This is a genomic window from Acinetobacter sp. SWBY1 (assembly GCF_002946595.1).
Lineage (GTDB): Bacteria > Pseudomonadota > Gammaproteobacteria > Pseudomonadales > Moraxellaceae > Acinetobacter > Acinetobacter towneri.
In genome coordinates this window covers 1171332-1188346 of sequence record NZ_CP026616.1, presented here as the reverse complement: position 1 = coordinate 1188346, position 17015 = coordinate 1171332, and the positions used below count along the sequence as shown (strand labels likewise).

General features: G+C 41.7%; 13 protein-coding genes. 7 read left to right on the top strand and 6 right to left on the bottom strand.

Annotation, left to right across the window (positions count from 1 at the left end; genetic code table 11):
* Positions 1–115 precede the first annotated feature (115 nt).
* From C3Y93_RS05730 to C3Y93_RS05720, 3 genes are all read right to left on the bottom strand, one after another.
* Entirely contained in the window at positions 116–3220 is a 3105-nt protein-coding gene (locus tag C3Y93_RS05730; RefSeq protein ID WP_104852342.1) for an efflux RND transporter permease subunit, read from the bottom strand.
* A gap of 63 nt (positions 3221–3283) precedes the next feature.
* Positions 3284–4417 (bottom strand): efflux RND transporter periplasmic adaptor subunit, encoded by a 1134-nt coding sequence (locus tag C3Y93_RS05725; RefSeq protein ID WP_104852341.1) that lies wholly within the window; start codon positions 4415–4417, stop codon positions 3284–3286.
* Between the two features lie 51 nt (positions 4418–4468).
* The gene (locus C3Y93_RS05720) at positions 4469–5050 is read right to left on the bottom strand and encodes a hypothetical protein (RefSeq protein ID WP_228153793.1); all 582 of its coding nucleotides are present in this window, start codon (positions 5048–5050) and stop codon (positions 4469–4471) included.
* 338 nt (positions 5051–5388) lie between these two features.
* Here C3Y93_RS05720 and pilG point away from each other — a divergent pair, with 338 nt between their 5' ends.
* The 6 genes from pilG to C3Y93_RS05690 all read left to right on the top strand — a co-directional run bounded on the left by pilG (position 5389) and on the right by C3Y93_RS05690 (position 14035).
* On the top strand, positions 5389–5772 hold the full coding sequence (gene pilG / locus C3Y93_RS05715; RefSeq protein ID WP_004975524.1) for a twitching motility response regulator PilG: 384 nt from the start codon (positions 5389–5391) through the stop codon (positions 5770–5772).
* Positions 5773–5801: 29 nt separating this feature from the next.
* Positions 5802–6170 carry a response regulator gene (locus C3Y93_RS05710; RefSeq protein WP_004975526.1) on the top strand — a complete coding sequence of 123 codons (369 nt, stop codon included), beginning with the start codon at positions 5802–5804 and terminating at the stop codon, positions 6168–6170.
* Positions 6171–6173: 3 nt separating this feature from the next.
* Positions 6174–6710 (top strand): chemotaxis protein CheW, encoded by a 537-nt coding sequence (locus tag C3Y93_RS05705; protein WP_104852339.1) that lies wholly within the window; start codon positions 6174–6176, stop codon positions 6708–6710.
* Between the two features lie 46 nt (positions 6711–6756).
* Positions 6757–8832: a methyl-accepting chemotaxis protein gene (locus tag C3Y93_RS05700; RefSeq protein WP_104852338.1), complete on the top strand. Its 2076-nt coding sequence runs from the start codon at positions 6757–6759 to the stop codon at positions 8830–8832.
* 169 nt (positions 8833–9001) lie between these two features.
* Positions 9002–13573: an Hpt domain-containing protein gene (locus tag C3Y93_RS05695; RefSeq protein ID WP_104852337.1), complete on the top strand. Its 4572-nt coding sequence runs from the start codon at positions 9002–9004 to the stop codon at positions 13571–13573.
* Between the two features lie 3 nt (positions 13574–13576).
* Positions 13577–14035 (top strand): hypothetical protein, encoded by a 459-nt coding sequence (locus tag C3Y93_RS05690; protein WP_104852336.1) that lies wholly within the window; start codon positions 13577–13579, stop codon positions 14033–14035.
* Between the two features lie 80 nt (positions 14036–14115).
* On the opposite strand, the gene dapE is transcribed toward C3Y93_RS05690, so the two are convergent.
* The 3 genes from dapE to C3Y93_RS05675 form a co-directional block, all read right to left on the bottom strand.
* Entirely contained in the window at positions 14116–15249 is a 1134-nt protein-coding gene (gene dapE, locus C3Y93_RS05685; RefSeq protein WP_104852335.1) for a succinyl-diaminopimelate desuccinylase, read from the bottom strand.
* A 141-nt stretch (positions 15250–15390) separates the two neighbouring features.
* Positions 15391–15537: an entericidin A/B family lipoprotein gene (locus C3Y93_RS05680; protein WP_004968261.1), complete on the bottom strand. Its 147-nt coding sequence runs from the start codon at positions 15535–15537 to the stop codon at positions 15391–15393.
* A gap of 120 nt (positions 15538–15657) precedes the next feature.
* Positions 15658–16542, bottom strand: coding sequence for a DUF1853 family protein (locus C3Y93_RS05675; protein ID WP_104852334.1), 885 nt, complete (start codon positions 16540–16542; stop codon positions 15658–15660).
* Positions 16543–16629: 87 nt separating this feature from the next.
* On the opposite strand from C3Y93_RS05675, the gene C3Y93_RS05670 reads away from it, so the two are divergent.
* Positions 16630–17010 (top strand): YbaN family protein, encoded by a 381-nt coding sequence (locus tag C3Y93_RS05670; protein WP_104852333.1) that lies wholly within the window; start codon positions 16630–16632, stop codon positions 17008–17010.
* Positions 17011–17015 lie beyond the last annotated feature (5 nt).

Below are 17015 nucleotides of genomic sequence, written 5' to 3'. Positions count from 1 at the left end.
TCCTAAAAAGTGAAGCGTTAAATGGAGTTTTTTCAAAGCCAGATTATACAATAAAAATCGGGCTAAACTTGCGTTAAAATTTAGCCCGAACGATTGTGTGACTTTGCGTGAGATTTTAAGAAATCAGTTTACGCGTTTGGCGTAACATAAAATTCTTAAAATCATCTAAGTAAGTGAAAATGACAGGTACGACCACCAATGTTAGTAGGGTGGATGTAATTACACCGCCAATGACTGCGTGTGCCATAGGCGCACTTTGTTCGCCGCCTTCACCCAAGCCAAGTGCGAGTGGCACCATCCCCATCACCATTGCACTGGTGGTCATTAAAATAGGGCGTAAACGGGTTTTCCCTGCAGCAATAATTGCATCATAACGTGAATCGCCCTGATCCATGGCTTTTTTAATAAAATCAATCAGTAAAATCGCATTTTTGGTGACCAACCCCATCAGCATAATAATACCGATAATAGAAAACAGGTTCATGGTCGAGTTAAAAATAAACAGTGCCAAGAATACCCCAATCAGCGATAAAGGCAGAGAAGCCATAATCGCTGCAGGGTGAATGAAACTGTTGAATTGTGAACCTAAAACGATATAAATAAACACAATAGATAGGGTAATTGCAGTCAGCGCATAACCTGCAGATTCAGCCATGTCAGCATTGGCGCCTTGAGTGTCGAAGCTATAACCTGCGGGTAATTTAAAGTTATCCTGAATTTTTTGAATGTCGACACCAATGTCACCTGCAGGACGTCCAGCAGTATTGGCTTCGACCAAAACTTCACGGGCTAAATCACGACGGTTAATTTGTGCTGCACCTAAACTTTCCTCAAACTTCGCCACACTTGCCAAAGGCACTAAAATATTTTGTCCATTGGCATCAGTTTTTTTTGAAGTTAAATACATATTTTGCACATCGCTCGGCAAGCTACGATGGTTTTCTGTAAGTCGAACATTGACATCGTAGGTTTCACCACGTTCATCTTGCCAAGTGGTGACATCATCCCCCGCAATGAGTGGGCGGATAATATTGGCAATTTGATTCACCGATAGCCCCAAATCACTAGCAAGGACACGGTTAATATAAACACCTAATGTAGGTTTAGGAGCTTTTAGCGAGCTTTCTAAATCGACAATACCATCCACCTGAGCAATTTCGGTCATAAAGCGGTCAGAGATTTTTTGTAATTCTGCTAAATCAGGGCCTTTAATAGACACCATCACAGGTTTTTGCCCACCAGAAACCGTTTCATCGGCAGAGGCGACAGAGGTGATGGTGATGCCCGCAACACTTTGTAGACGCTGGCGAAATTCGTTATTGAGTTCGGTTAGCGTTTGTTGACGTTCATTACGCGGGCTGACAGTTACACGCAAGTTAACATGATTTTTCCCGCGATCTGTCACGCTGTTAATGGCTCCGTAAGTCGCGCGAACTTCAGGGTGTTGACGGATGATTTGATCTACTTGTTTTAATTTTGCTTGTGAATATTCAAGCGAGGCATCTACAGGTGTTTCAAATTTAATCCGAATTTCACCTTTGTCGGGTACAGGTACAAACTCTGTGCCAATCAGTTTGGATAATCCGAGTGCTGCAAATAATGAACCCACGGCAATCAATAAGGTGATAACGCGAAATCGTAGTGCTAATTTTAAAAGTTTTTCATAATGATGACTTAAATTGTCGAGTTTGTTAGAAATCCAGTTTAAGAAGCGTTTTACCCGTCCAGGTTTTTTATTCGGATTTGCTTTTTCTGCCCAGTGTGCAGAAAGCATTGGATCCAGCGTAAAACTGACAAACATGGAAATCAGTACGGCAGTACTGACGGTGACACCAAATTGATAGAAAAAGCGTCCGATAATTCCGCCCATAAATGCTACAGGTAAAAATACCGCCACAATGGTTAAGGTGGTTGCTAAAACTGCTAAGCCAATTTCTTTAGTACCATCCAAAGCAGCCGTGACATGGTCTTTACCCATATCTGCATGACGCACGATATTTTCACGTACCACAATTGCATCATCAATCAATAAGCCAATACTGAGCGAGAGCGCCAGTAAGGTCATCATGTTGATGGTAAAGCCAAATGCCCAAATAAAGGTGAGTGTGCCGAGTAGGGCGATTGGCAGGGTCAATCCTGTAATGGCGGTAGAACGGAATGAACCAAGAAACAACAGTACAATCAGGACTGCCAGAATCGCACCCTCAATAATGGTGCGCGCTACATCACGGATACTGCCACGAATCCCTTTAGAAGAATCCACCACGACCTTTGCAGTCATGCCTACAGGTAGTTGGGTCTGAATACGTTCTAAGGTTTTGTAGGTGTTATCAACCACTTCAATAACATTAGAGTCTGAACTACGCAAGATATCGACAGCAACCGCAGTTTGCCCATTTAAAAATGCACTGGTTTCCAGCTCTGCCTGACTGTCTTGAATTGTGGCAACTTGTTTTAAAAAGATTGGCGCACCATTTTTATTGGCAATAATTAAATCGCCAAAAGCCAGAGGATGAATGACTTTGGATTGGATTTCGACTACCAATTCACTATTGGCTTGTTTGAGTGTACCGCCTGGCACTTCAATATTTTCAGCTTTGAGGGTGTTGATAACCTGATCCACACCTAAGCCAAAACTCATTAACTTTTGTGGATCTACCTCAATCCGAATTTGTCGCTGTGCATCACCCAATAAATTAACAGTTCCGACACCAGACACAGTGCGCAGTTGCGGTACAACTTGTTGATCTAAATAGGAACTTAAATCACGCAAAGACATTTGTGAGGATTCAAACACAATCGACATGACTGCATTGGCAGTTGGGTCGTAGCGCTCCACCACAGGGTCTTGAATTTCATCTCGAAAGCCTGCACTGACAGACGAAATTTTATCGCGTACATCTTGTGCCGCCACTGCCGAAGGAACATCTAAATTAAACTCGGCAATAATAGTAGATAGCCCTTCACTGGATTGTGAAACCAGTTGTTTGAGTCCAGAAATGGTGTTGATCTGATCTTCCATTTTCTTGGTGATTTCAGATTCAACTGTTTCAGGTGATGCACCCAGATAACTGGTATAAACCACTACAAACGGAAAATCGACGTCAGGAAATTCTTCCACGCCCATACGTTGCCATGAAGCCAAGCCAAGCACCATTAGACAAAACATCATCATGATGGTAAAAACGGGATACTTGACGCTAACTCGGGTAAACCACATAACAACGATCCTGATTTTTTATTTATGGGACATCTGCACTACTGCATTGAGATGAAATTCAATTTATTGAGGGTTATTTTGAATGATCACCTGCTGCTGAATTTGATCGGGGTTGAACACCACTCGACTGACTAGATCACTACTCTGTAAGCCTTGAATGACGGCAGTATTGTCACTATAGCGCTGTTCTAAAACTGTGATATCCACGCGGGCAATTTTTTGATCTCGAATCACCCAAACATAAGGTTTGTTTTGGATATCGTGAATGGTATTGAGTGGGATGATTTGCCCTGAAATTGTCGTGTTCGCTAAAATATAACCATCCACAAATGCCCCAATACTTAAAGAGGGAAGACGCTCAAGCGGGGTCGCAAAAAATTCAATTTGACGACTGGCTAAATCCGCAACAGGAGAAACACGGCTAATTTGTGCATTAAATGTGTTTGCTTGTCCTTGGAGTTGATATTCAATTTTTTGACCAATTTTGAGTGCGGCTTGTAAGTCGCTTGGTAATTTCGCTTGAATTTCTAATTGGTTCGGATCGACGACTTCAAATAAGGTTTGTCCTGCAGCCACAGTTTGCCCAGGCTCAACTTGACGTTGGGTAATGACACCATGAATTGGACTGGTAATCGTGCCATCTTGATCGGCTTTTAGTGCAATATCGACATTGGCTTGTTGGGCGAGTACATTTTCCATTTGCGCACGATAATCTAACTGACTTTGCTCATATTCCACTTGTGAAATAAAACCCTGATCGAGCAAACGTTTTTTTCGTTGCATCATGTTGCGGGCTTGGTTGGCTTGCGCTTGCGTTGCAGCTAAATTGGCGCGAGCTTGTGCTAAACGCGCAGCATTATCCTGATTATTTAAGCGTAGCAAGGTTTGACCACGTTGTACGCTATCGCCCACTTTGACATAGACTGAGGTTGCTGTGGCAGTCACCTGTGCTTGAATACTGCTTTGATTCACAGCACGCACGGTGCCTGTAAAGGCAGTTTTTTCGATGGCACTGCCTTGCTGGATGGTAACTAAATCTTGTTGAATTAATTCTATTTTTTCTGGTGTTGGAGCAACATTTTCTGTTTCATTTTTTTGGCAGGCAGCAAGAAATACACATAAACCAAGTGTACTGATCCGAAGAAGTGGCAAAGGTTGTTGATTAAAAATGAATGCGATACGCTGTGCAATGTGCATGCATATTTGTCCTATTTTAATGTCAAAATGACAACGCAAAAAAAGCCAGCCCTATTCTAGGGCTCTGAGGCGTTGAATAATTCTGTCGTATTCTGCTTGGGTATTTCGATAGCTTGTTTGTAAAGAGTGAATCATGTCTTTTTTTAATTCAATATTTTTTAAGTTATTGTCTAAGTTGGTTTTCAGTTGTGGTGGTACAGGCTTAACTTTACGTAAATACTCCATTTCCTGACGTTTAAAACTAATACGGTCTGTTTGGAGTTGCTTGAGTTGTTCTTGTTGAAAGCTAATTTGCTTTTTAATATGCGTTAAAGCGTTGTTCCGTTTTATAGTTGCTGTCTGGCTGTTGGTATAGGCTTTTTTGAGACGCTGGTCAGACTCGCTCTGACGTGCTTGTGCAGCACGTTGTGGTGCTTTTTTAATATCGGTTTCAGTATTATAGGGACGAGCACGCTGAATCACTTGCATGTTCCGATCCAAAGCCTCATAGCCATAGCGGATATGATTTGGGGTCACATTGCTGCTAATATTGGCTACGCCTTTTTGATCATAATAACGATACCATACTGCTTTATTTTGAGTTTCAGCCATCAATTGAGCAGAGGGAAACAGAAGCAACGCTAGCATCGCCATTTTGAACGACTTTTTGTTTTGTTTTAATTTGACAGCGAGTAATTGTGCAAAATAAGTGCTCACGTTGTCCCCCAAATGAAAGTTGACTAAATTACTTAAATTAAACGTAATATATAGTGTTATATTAGATCAAAATTAGAAATTAAAAAAACACAACCGATAAAAAAATATCGATGGTCACCAGAAAGTGTGAGTGATTTGGTGATAATGGTGTAAAAGTGTAGCTTCGAGCTAAATATGTTCATTGAAACTACAAGTAAAGATATGTTAAAAATACGATCAATGTGTAAAAATTTCTACTCAGTTGCTTGTACAAACAAAATGGGAAGGGTCATTGAATGGACGATAAATTCCAAAATCTAAAAGTCATGGTGATTGATGATTCAAAAACCATTCGCCGTACAGCCGAAACGCTCTTACAACGAGAAGGTTGCGAAGTGGTTACCGCAGTAGATGGATTTGAAGCTTTATCCAAAATTGCAGAATCAAATCCTGATATTGTGTTCGTAGATATTATGATGCCACGTTTAGATGGTTACCAAACTTGTGCCTTGATTAAAAATTCACAAAACTATCAAAACATTCCGGTCATCATGCTTTCAAGTAAAGATGGTCTATTTGACCAAGCCAAAGGGCGTGTTGTCGGTTCAGACGAATATTTAACTAAACCATTTAGTAAAGACGAATTATTAAACGCAATTCGTAACCACGTGACAGCATAACTATATCGTTAGATTTATTGGGGAAAATAATGGCTCGTATTCTTATAGTCGATGACTCGCCTACAGAAACCTTCCGTTTCAGAGAGATTTTGACTAAACATGGCTTTGAAGTGATTGAAGCTGCTAATGGTGCAGATGGTGTCACCATGGCGCAAGCTGAATTGCCAGATTTAGTTTTAATGGATGTGGTTATGCCAGGCGTAAATGGCTTCCAAGCGACGCGTCAAATTTCGCGTGGTGATACTACCAAGCATATTCCAATTGTAATTGTAAGTACCAAAGATCAGGCTACTGACCGTGTATGGGGTAAACGCCAAGGTGCAAGCGATTACTTAACCAAGCCTGTTGACGAAAAACAATTAATTGATGTGATTAATCAACATCTAAATGCAGGATAAGCTATGGCTGCAAATGGTTTTATTGAATTACTTCGGTTATCTAAACGTGGTAACAAAAACTACGTTAGTACCGAAAATGAGGTAAACCGCTGGTCAGGCATTGCTTTTGAGATGATGGGGCAATATTTTGTTGCTCCATTAGGAGAGGTTTCTGAGGTTATTTACCCACCGAAATACACGCCTGTTCCGAATACCCAACCTTGGGTGGTCGGTTTAGCCAATATTCGGGGGAGATTGCTCTCAGTATCAGATTTGGCACATTATGTTTCTGGGCAAAGCAGCCAATATTCACCTACTCAAAAAGTAATGTGTATTAGTCATAATGACCATTATGTCGGTTTGGTTGTAGATCAAGTTTTGGGTATACAGCACTTTAATAAGAAAAGTTTCTTCTCTAAACACAATGATTTAGAAAGTAATTTACAAGAATATTGTCAGGGCTATTTTCACCAGCATAACCAACAATGGCATGTTTTCTTATTTAGTCGTTTATTGCAAAACCCAAAATACATGAACGCATCTATAAAATTTATAAATTAACTGTCGCGCACCTAAAAAATGAAGGCGTCAATCGGGGAGAAGCTGCATGGGCTTTAAACTTAAAAAGAAAAATTCAGGCGAAGAAACTGTTCGTAAAGCAAGTGGGCCAGGTTTTGTGGCAAAATTACAAACGCGAACTGATGAGTTTGCGAGTGTATTTGGCGAAACAGAAAAATCTAAGCCACTTATTTTAGGCGCAGCTTTTTGTATCATCTTATCGCTTTTCCTGTTGCTATACCTCTTTTATAGTGTGCCGCGTAATAACGATTTTACCCGTAGTTTGGGTGATTTACGTCTATTGTCACAAACCATTTCACGTCAAGCGACTGAAGCAACTGCATCAGGTACACCTGAATCAATCAAAAACTTGACCGATTCGCAAAAATCTTTTGCAGAAAACTTAGAAACGGTTAAAGACATTCATGCTAGTACAGACACGTTGCGTGAAGTTGAAACACAGTGGAAATCGGTTTCTGAAAATATTGATTTGATTGCTTCGCAACAAAAAATCATTAACCAACTTTATGACACTAACATTGCAATCAGTGAAACCATTCCAGGTATTCAAGCTGAATATAACTTGATGGTTGACCAAATGGCACGTCAAGATATGCCAAGTAGCCAGGTTGTAATTGCAAAAAACCAGGTATTCATTGCAGAACGTATCTTGCGTTCAATTAGCTCGGTGTTAACAGGTACAGATAGTTCACGTGAATCTGCGGATGACTTCAGTGCCGATACTGAAACTTTCGGTGCGTATTTGGCTGCACAGTTAAATGGTAGTGCAGAGTTGGGTGTACAACGTATTGCACAAGAAGACTTACGTGAGTCATTAACAGGTATTCAAGCAGAATATGAAGATGTATTGAAATCTGCTGCTGCAACCGTTTTAAGTAACTCTACTCAAATTGTAAAAGTACGTCAGGCTTCATCCTCTATTTTTGACCAGTCTGATAAACTTTTAAGTAATTTAAATAAATTGTCTGGCAGTTCAGGTTGGTCTATTGCAATTCCAGCAATTGGCTTAATTGCAGCCTTACTTGCATTCTTGTTCTGTGTATTCAAATTACTTGGCTTACGTGGTGAAGCCGATAAAACTCGTGTGGTTCGTCTACAAGATGAATATGACCGTAACCAAAACGCGATTTTACGTCTACTCGATGAGATCGCCGACCTTGCAGATGGTGACTTACGTTCATACGCAACGGTATCGGAAGACTTTACAGGCGCAATTGCTGACTCGATTAACTTCGCGATTGACCAATTACGTGACCTTGTATCGCGTATTCATGAAACATCACACGAAGTTGCACAATATACGGCAACTACGCAGAATATTACCAACCAGTTAGCAGAAGCTTCTGAACATCAGGCGCAAGAAATTGCAGGTGCATCTGCGGCGATTAACGAAATGGCAATGTCGATTGACCAAGTATCTGCCAACGCGGAAGAATCCGCTGCGGTAGCAGAACGTTCGGTACATATCGCATCGAATGGTGCGGACGTTGTAAACCGTTCAATTGAAGGTATGGATATCATTCGTGAGCAGATTCAAGAAACCTCTAAGCGTATTAAGCGTTTGGGTGAATCTTCACAAGAGATTGGTAACATCGTTGCCTTGATTAACGATATTGCCGACCAAACCAACATCTTGGCATTGAACGCAGCAATTCAGGCGTCTATGGCGGGTGAAGCAGGTCGTGGTTTCGCGGTCGTTGCGGATGAGGTACAGCGTCTAGCAGAACGTTCAGCATCTGCAACTAAGCAGATTGAAACACTGGTTAAAACGATTCAGACCGATACCAACGAAGCCGTAATTTCGATGGAACAAACGACTTCTGAGGTTGTACGTGGTGCGAACTTATCTAAGGATGCGGGTGTTGCACTCGATGAGATTCAAACAGTATCGAGCAACCTTGCGAAATTGATTTCTAACATTTCGGATGCTGCAAAACTTCAGTCTGCTTCTGCAGGTCACATTGCAACCACGATGAATGTTGTACAGGAAATTACCTCGCAAACGACCAGTGCAACTTTCGATACTGCACGTTCGGTATCTGAGTTGGCCAACATGGCAGAATCATTACGTGAATCTGTAACTGACTTTAAACTACCTGAATAAGCGGGATTCCAGCTTGGGGAAAGGTGTACCTATACACAGTTATGGGTACACCATCATTCAGAGATAAAGCATCGCAAAGATGAACTTAACTTTTGGGTTAGGGGCATTCAGGATGGTTACAATTAAGTTGAAGTGCCTTTTGGTGCTGAAAACGTAAGAAGCCTTAGCTATGAAAGAAATATTAAAAAATTTAGTCGAAACAATGACGCTTCCTGAAGATAGTTATCTTGAGCAAGATGCGGAAATTCTTGAAATTTTTGTCGAAGAAATTGAAGAAATCTTCGAAGAATTAAATCCATTATTTACTACTTGGTTTGCTAACCCAACAGATCAAGAAACTTTAGTGACTATTCGTCGTCACTTTCACACTTTAAAAGGCTCGGGTCGCATGGTGGGTGCGAAGTCTGCGGGCGAATTGGCATGGACGGTTGAAGATACTTTAAACCGTGTGCTTTCGGGTGCGGTAACACTCAATACTGATATTCAAAAATACGCAAAAACTGTTTTAAATATTTATCAATACAAGCTTTATCCAATTTTTAAACAAGTCGGTTTAATTGATCTTGATTTACGCCCATTGGTGCTTTTAGGACAACAATTACAGCAAAACCAAAGTCCTGAACCTGCATTGGAAGAGTTGCTGATTTTAGCGGATCAACTGACTGCAACTGATATGCCGACAGGACTAGAATTGGCGGATGCTGCAGTTGAAACAGCAGTAGTCACAGCAGTTGAATCATCTGAAGACGTAATAACTGCTGAAGAAATGCCGCAGACAGAAGTTGCACAAGAAGAGGCTGCTGATGCAAGCCTATTGGCTGAAACTCTGGCTATTTTTGTGGAAGAAGCTGAAGAGCATTTAGCAACAATTGATCAGTTCTTGGCGCAAGATCAGATTCACTCACAAGACTATAATGGCTTAATTCGTGCTTTACATACACTGCGCGGCAGTTCGTCTATGGCGCAAATTGATCAAGTTTTTCAAGCCAGTTCTAAAGTTGAAAACTTGTTTAAAACATTTGTGCAAGATGAAATTGAATCCACCTCTAAAGAAACTGCGCTGTTGGTGCAATATGCGGAATTTGTCCGTGATTATCTGCATGTACTTCGTCAAGGTCACTGTGATGGTTTAGATGTAATCTATGCAACTTTTAATAAAGCATGGGATAGCTACGGCTTTAGCACCAGCGATACAGAAGACTCTAATCCTCAAGGTTTAGTATCGAAGCTAATCGAACTGAATATTGATCGTTTACTTGATGCCGAATTTGAATTTGATAAATTGGCGCAAGCGCAATTCCCAAGCTATTTAGAAGAACTCAGCGCACAAGCGCAATTGTTGGTAGAGCATACCGATAACCGTGCGTCTGTGGGTATTCATCAATTTACTGAAGAACTTAAAGCTGCTTACGACAGTGTTTTAGCCAAACCAATTCTGCTTAACTCTGAATATGGTTATGAGTTATTTGCACAGGCACACCAAGAGTTCATTCATTTATTCGATACCTTGGCTGCGGGACAGCGTGTTACGGTTACAGAAGACATTCAGAAAACCTTAAATGACTTAACTGCATTTGTGCAGCAAGACATTGATGCAATTGCACTTGAAGATGTTGAAACATTAGAGAGCGACAATGCTGTAGAAACAGCGGTTGTTGCAGAACCTGATGTGGCGTCTGCTGTAGTTGCTAGCGAAAGTTCAGGCACGGTGAATTTAGCGCAATTGTCACAACGTATTGCATCAGATCAACAAAACATGCATGCCGATGATGCCAATAAAGACTTCGATCCTGAATTGCTAGATATCTTTTTGGAAGAAGCAGAAGAGCTTTTGGTGGGTATGGATGAAGACGTCAATACTTGGTCAAAAGACGCCAGCGACACTTCGGCTTTAAACAACTTAATGCGTTATTTGCACACTTTGAAAGGTGGCGCAAATATGATTTCTGCGACGCATATTGGTTTAATTGCACACAACCTCGAGTCGATTTACGAGCGTATCATTAACAACCAAATTGTTGTTTCACCTGCGTTAATTCAAATTATCCGTTTGGTGCAAGATGATATTGCAGACCGTATTCAGACCATTCGCGATGAGCGTGTGGACTATGCTGCGACAGAGTCAATTGCGATTTTAGGCAACATTGTCAGCTTGGCACAAGGCGATGCAGATGTGTCAGTCGTAAGTGCTATAAGTACAGTGCAGCCTGAACAGGCGATCGAAGTAGAAGAGGTTGATGCACAGCCTGAGTTGGCGGCAAAAGCCTTGCAAGACAGGACTGCAGATTTAGCTGAAGATGATATTGCTATTGCTGATGAGGCAAGTCTGGAAGATGCTGTTACTGCGTCATTTGAACCGGTAACACAAACTGCAAGTCATGAAGCAAATGCTGAATCTGAAGATGAGCAATTACATTCAATTGTGGTTGAAACTTTCCGAGAAGAAGCGGAAGAAATTTTGGATGCTGCAGATCAGCGCTTGAAACAATGGTTTGAGCAGCGTAGTGACCGTAGTGTCTTGCTCCAATTACAACGTGCGGCGCACAGCTTAAAAGGCGGTGCACGTATGGCTGAAATTGAGTCTGTTGCGCAAATTGCCTATCAACTGGAAAGTGCCTTTGAACAGTTTGCAGTGCATCAATTTAACTCAAATGTTTATGATGCCTTGCTGCAAACCACATTGGCATGGTTGCGTGATGCAATTTTCAAAGCAGATTACACTGATTATGACAGCTTAAAATCTAGCTTATCGGCGATGCAGTTTGTAGATGTATCTGCACAATTACCTGAGCGTTTAACGCATAACGACTTGTTATCACCAAGCCGTAGTTATGAGTTTGTTCAGGGTGATGGTACAGAGCCACCTGCAATGTCGGGTGAGTGGGGCGAAACCACACAGCTGGATAATAGCAATGAGATGATTCGTATCTCGGCCGATTTAGTCGAGAAGATGATTGACTTGTCAGGCGAGAACTCGATTAACCGTTCACGTATTGAAATGGAGCTTGGGCAACTAGGCGGTACGTTGAATGAGATGGAATTGGCGATTAAACGTCTTGCCGATCAGTTACGTCGAATGGAAGGCGAGCTGGAATCGCAAATTATTGCCAAGCACGGTTCTGAAAACTCACGTTATGCAGACTTTGACCCATTAGAGATGGATCAATATTCATCGTTGAATCAGTTGTCTAAATCTCTGGCGGAATCTGCATCGGACTTGGTGGACTTTAAGAGCACCTTGGCTGAAAAAATTCGTGATGCTGAAGGTTTGTTATTACAACAATCACGTATTCAGGCCGAAATTCAAGAAAGCTTGATGCGCACACGCCTTGTACCATTCTCACGTTTATTGCCACGTTTACAACGTATTGTGCGTCAGACTTCATCGACCTTAAACCGTCCAACAGAATTGGTGGTTTATAACACTGAAGGTGAATTAGACCGTACCATTCTAGAGCGTTTGGTGACACCGTTTGAACACATGCTGCGTAATGCGGTCGACCATGGTATTGAAGACCCTGCACAACGTGCTGCAGCCAATAAACCTGAAGTTGGTAAAATTGAACTGAACATTACTCGCCAAGGCACAGATGTTATGGTGACTTTTGTGGATGATGGTAAGGGTATTGATGATGCCAAGATTAAAGAAAAAGCATTGAGCTTAGGTTTAATCAAAGCCGATCAGAATTTAGATAAAAATGAAATTCTGCAATACATTTTCCACCCAGGCTTTACAACAGCGCAATCAGTTACACAAATTTCAGGTCGTGGTGTTGGTTTAGATGTGGTGCAAAGTGAAATTAAGGCACTTGGTGGTCACGTTTCTGTAGATTCAACTTTAGGTCAAGGCACAACCTTTAGTATTCGTGTACCAACGACAGTTGCTGTATCCGATGCCTTAATGGTTAAAGTTGGCGATCAACAATTTGCTGTACCGTTGGCGCAAATTGACCGTATTGTACGTATTGCACCAACCACTTTGGAATCTTACTTCAACAGCAATGAAGATTTCTTCCAAATTGACAACCAGAACTACAAGTTACGTTACTTATCTGAGTTCGTTGGCAATCAGCCATTACCGCGTTTAAGCCATGTGGGTCATTCACTACCTGTTCTGTTAATTAAAGGCAGCACAGGTCAAACCATTGCTTTACTAGTCGATCAGTTGATTGGTTCGCGTGGTCAAATTGTTGTGAAACCAATTGGACAACAGTTCTCAAGCATTGGTGCAATTGCAGGCGCAACTATTTTGGGTGATGGTCAAGTTTGTTTGATTTTGGATGGTCAGAACATTGCCCGTCAAATTCTTGCAACGCAACGTACTAAACAAGCCAGCGATCAACGTGATAGCCAACGTCGTGATACACGCCGCTTAATTATGATTGTGGATGACTCAGTCACCGTACGTAAAGTAACTTCACGTATGCTTGAGCGTCAAGGTTATGACATCGTGACTGCCAAAGATGGTGTCGATGCCATGGAGCAGCTTGAAAACGTCAAACCTGACTTGATGTTACTGGATATTGAAATGCCACGTATGGATGGTTTTGAGGTGACTAACCTTGTACGCCACCACGACATGCATAGCAATCTGCCGATCATCATGATTACGTCACGTACAGGTGAAAAACACCGCGAACGAGCGTTTAGCTTAGGTGTGACGCATTACATGGGTAAACCGTTCCAAGAGGCAGAATTGCTTGCCAATATTGAACAATTATTAGCAGTTAGTCAGGGGTAAACGATGAGTCAGACGAATAGTCCAAATTTACTCGGGCAAATCAGTCAGCAAGAGCTGCAACATTTAATTACCGTATCTACCGGTTTTATTGATGCTTATATTGTTGAATGTCATGGTAAACCCCCGATGCTGATACCTCAAAATATTGTGTTGTCAGCGCTGGATAACGCCACTCAAGTTAAAACTGTGGAATGGCACGAATCGCAATTGCCTGTTTATGCGGTCAATGACCCAGAGAAAAAAATGGGCGTGGCACTGGTGATTGAAGGCGATGAAATGGAGCAGCGTTTTGCTTTGATGTGCAATGAAATGCCTAAAACCCTGCGCTTGCGTATTTCTGAAGTGGTAGATGATGACCAACAAACCACGACTGATCCTGCGGTATTCCAATATGTCCGTATGGGTGAGCAGGTCTTTCATGTACCGAATTTGCAATACATTCAAGAAAATTTGACGGCTTAAAGCAATTTTCTCCGTTGTAAAATAGAAAAGGAACTCAAATAGAGTTCCTTTTCTATTTCATGCAACTAATCTTATTGGATTTAAGTTAGTAATCCTTCCAAAATCTGTTCATAAATTTCTGTCAAGGGCACTAAATCAGCCACATCAACATGCTCGTTAATTTGGTGAATGGTGGCATTGAGTACGCCTAACTCCAACACTTGTGCACCTGTCGGCGCAATAAAGCGACCATCAGATGTACCGCCACTGGTCGATAATTCTGTTTCAACACCTGTGACATTGCGAATGGCTTGACGTGCAGCATTAACCAATTCGTCCACAGGGGTTAAAAATGGCAAACCTGAAAGCGTCCACTCGATTTCATAATCCACTTGATGGCGATCTAAAATTTCCAAGACACGTGCTTTTAGCTCATCTGCAGTCACTTCAGTCGAATAACGGAAGTTAAAGGTCACCGTCATGTTACCTGGGACAACATTGGTCGCACCTGTTCCTGCTTGAATATTTGAAATTTGAAATGAGGTGGCAGGGAAGTATTCATTGCCATGATCCCACACCGTTTCACACAGTTCCGAAATCGCTTTAGACGCGGTATGAATCGGGTTAATTGCCAAGTGTGGATAAGCCACATGACCTTGTTTACCTTTTACCGTCAAGACACCATTAAGCGAACCGCGACGCCCATTTTTAATAATATCGCCTAATTTATGGGTGCTTGAAGGTTCACCCACCAAACACCAAGTCATTTTTTCATGACGTGCTTCCAACGTTTCTACAACTTTTACGGTGCCGTTAATGGATGGGCCTTCTTCATCTGAGGTGATTAAAAAGGCAATTGAGCCTTTGTGATCAGGATGTTTGGCGACAAAGCGTTCAGAGGCAACGACCATGGCTGCCAATGCTGTTTTCATGTCGGCACTGCCACGACCATAAAGTTTGCCATCACGAATTTCAGGTACAAATGGATCGGTATTCCATGCGTCTAAATTGCCTGTCGGTACAACATCGGTATGACCTGCAAAGCAAAAGACAGGTGCTTCTGTACCTTTACGCGCCCAGAGGTTATCTACATCGTCAAAACGCATAGATTCAATCTTAAATCCAATTTTTTCTAAGCGTTCTGCCATGAGGTTTTGACAGTTGTGATCGACAGGAGTGACAGACGGTTGGCGTAAAAGCTGAAGGCTTAAATCCAGAGTAGCAGAAGAGGTCATGAGAGTTTCAGACGTTTATCAAGAGTAAGTGCTAATAATAGGGGAATAATGCAACAAAAGTGAAATTTTAGCGTGAAAAAACCTTGTCCGAGAACAAGGTTTTTTGTGGTTTTTGTGAAGATATTCGTGAAATACTCAGAATTATTTGCGAATTTCTTGTTGGGTTTTTTCAGCAGTGTTACTCACCGCATGACCTGCAGAAGATACGTCTTCGCCCACGCCTTTAATTGTATTACAACCCGTTAAAACAAAGGTTAATAGCAGTGAAGTCACTAGAATTTTTTTCATGATCATCTCCAATATGCTCTAGATAGATTATTTTGATGTGTTTTTTAGCTTAGGAAATAAACAGAATAATAAATAGGCAACTTTTATAGTGCTTACGTAATAAAATGTTGAAACAGTTATTCAGCGTGTTAAAGGGGGATAGCTAATCAGCGGTGCAGCGCGATACATATAAAATTGTGAATGTGCCTCTTGATAATACAAACCATCGCCCCACCATTGATTCGGTAGGCTACTGGCTTGAGCATTTTGACAAATCCATTCATGACGTTGTAGGCGATAAAACCGTTCTGCTTGGGCAGGAATATCACTCCCCCAAAGACCTAAACGACGAGCGCGATTAACCCAGTGTGGCGTAAGTGTTGTAGATGATTGTGCCAAGTGATGTATGGCGAAATACAATTGTCCTTTGAGTACAGCAAAACGGCGTTGAATCGGCACATCCAAGGCTTGCTTAAATTGAAATTGCTTTTGACTAAAATGATTCAGTTTACGCGCCAAAGTATCGGAGCGGTTTAAACCATACCAGTGTGCCAAAGAGCAATCCGCTTCGGCTAAATAGTATTTTAATGCGACTTCCCAATGTTCAACCTGCTGTGTGTCATGGTTGTGCAGTAAAAAATCCAGTTCACCCACAGTTTTAGCGCCATCAATAATTTGAATACTGTGTCCCAATAATTCGAAGGGATGATAATCACGATCACGCAGCCAAAACCACATCAGCATTTCAAAGCGTAAGCCTAAACGGGTGCTTTTCAGTTGATTTAAAAAGTCGTACACTGCTTCTGGATGTGAATCTAAATAGGCTAAACGTGATTGATAAGCGTGATAATGGTGTTGCCAAAAAGTATCTGAATGGAATTCAAAAGCATGTTGAATGGGCAATTGCTCAGGCACAGCACATAAAATATTCGGACTTGCCACACTAAAAGCCAACTGACGGATGAGTGGGGTTTTGTAGGTCAGCCATACTTCGGGCAGAAGTTCGGGTTGATGCAACTCAATCATTATGAATCCATGCTGAAAAATGCAGAATTACAACGGAAAATTAAAAAACGCTTTATACTACCGCAATTCGTAGTTTAGGACAGTGGTATGCAAAGCTTGTTATGGCGAAGTTTAGTGGTGATCTTTGTCATCCTTGGCTTTATTGGTGCATTGTTGCCGGGTATGCCTACTACAGTTTTTTTGATTTTAGCAGCTTGGGCATCGTCACGCGGTTGGCCGCAAATGGACAACTGGTTACTGAATCATCCTAAATATGGCAGTACACTCAGAGATTGGCGTGCCAATGGTACTGTACCGCGTAAAGCCAAATGGTTTGCAACGATCATGATGAGTATTAGTGCCGTGATCATGCTGTTTACAACTGCGCCCGTTGCGGTCAAAATTTTTACCAATACCACCATGTTGGTGGTGTGTATTTGGTTGTGGTTACGTCCTGAGCCACAGCCGCCCACGCAAGAAGAAGAATAGGGTAG

What these genes read in the sequence shown, in the direction of transcription:
- C3Y93_RS05730 (WP_104852342.1), bottom strand. Translation starts at nt 3,220, where the DNA reads ATGTGGTTTACCCGAGTTAGCGTCAAGTATCCCGTTTTTACCATCATG.
- C3Y93_RS05670 (WP_104852333.1), top strand. Translation starts at nt 16,630, where the DNA reads ATGCAAAGCTTGTTATGGCGAAGTTTAGTGGTGATCTTTGTCATCCTT.
- C3Y93_RS05695 (WP_104852337.1), top strand. Translation starts at nt 9,002, where the DNA reads ATGAAAGAAATATTAAAAAATTTAGTCGAAACAATGACGCTTCCTGAA.
- pilG (WP_004975524.1), top strand. Translation starts at nt 5,389, where the DNA reads ATGGACGATAAATTCCAAAATCTAAAAGTCATGGTGATTGATGATTCA.
- dapE (WP_104852335.1), bottom strand. Translation starts at nt 15,249, where the DNA reads ATGACCTCTTCTGCTACTCTGGATTTAAGCCTTCAGCTTTTACGCCAA.
- C3Y93_RS05710 (WP_004975526.1), top strand. Translation starts at nt 5,802, where the DNA reads ATGGCTCGTATTCTTATAGTCGATGACTCGCCTACAGAAACCTTCCGT.
- C3Y93_RS05700 (WP_104852338.1), top strand. Translation starts at nt 6,757, where the DNA reads ATGGGCTTTAAACTTAAAAAGAAAAATTCAGGCGAAGAAACTGTTCGT.
- C3Y93_RS05705 (WP_104852339.1), top strand. Translation starts at nt 6,174, where the DNA reads ATGGCTGCAAATGGTTTTATTGAATTACTTCGGTTATCTAAACGTGGT.
- C3Y93_RS05690 (WP_104852336.1), top strand. Translation starts at nt 13,577, where the DNA reads ATGAGTCAGACGAATAGTCCAAATTTACTCGGGCAAATCAGTCAGCAA.
- C3Y93_RS05680 (WP_004968261.1), bottom strand. Translation starts at nt 15,537, where the DNA reads ATGAAAAAAATTCTAGTGACTTCACTGCTATTAACCTTTGTTTTAACG.
- C3Y93_RS05720 (WP_228153793.1), bottom strand. Translation starts at nt 5,050, where the DNA reads ATGGCGATGCTAGCGTTGCTTCTGTTTCCCTCTGCTCAATTGATGGCT.
- C3Y93_RS05725 (WP_104852341.1), bottom strand. Translation starts at nt 4,417, where the DNA reads ATGCACATTGCACAGCGTATCGCATTCATTTTTAATCAACAACCTTTG.
- C3Y93_RS05675 (WP_104852334.1), bottom strand. Translation starts at nt 16,542, where the DNA reads ATGATTGAGTTGCATCAACCCGAACTTCTGCCCGAAGTATGGCTGACC.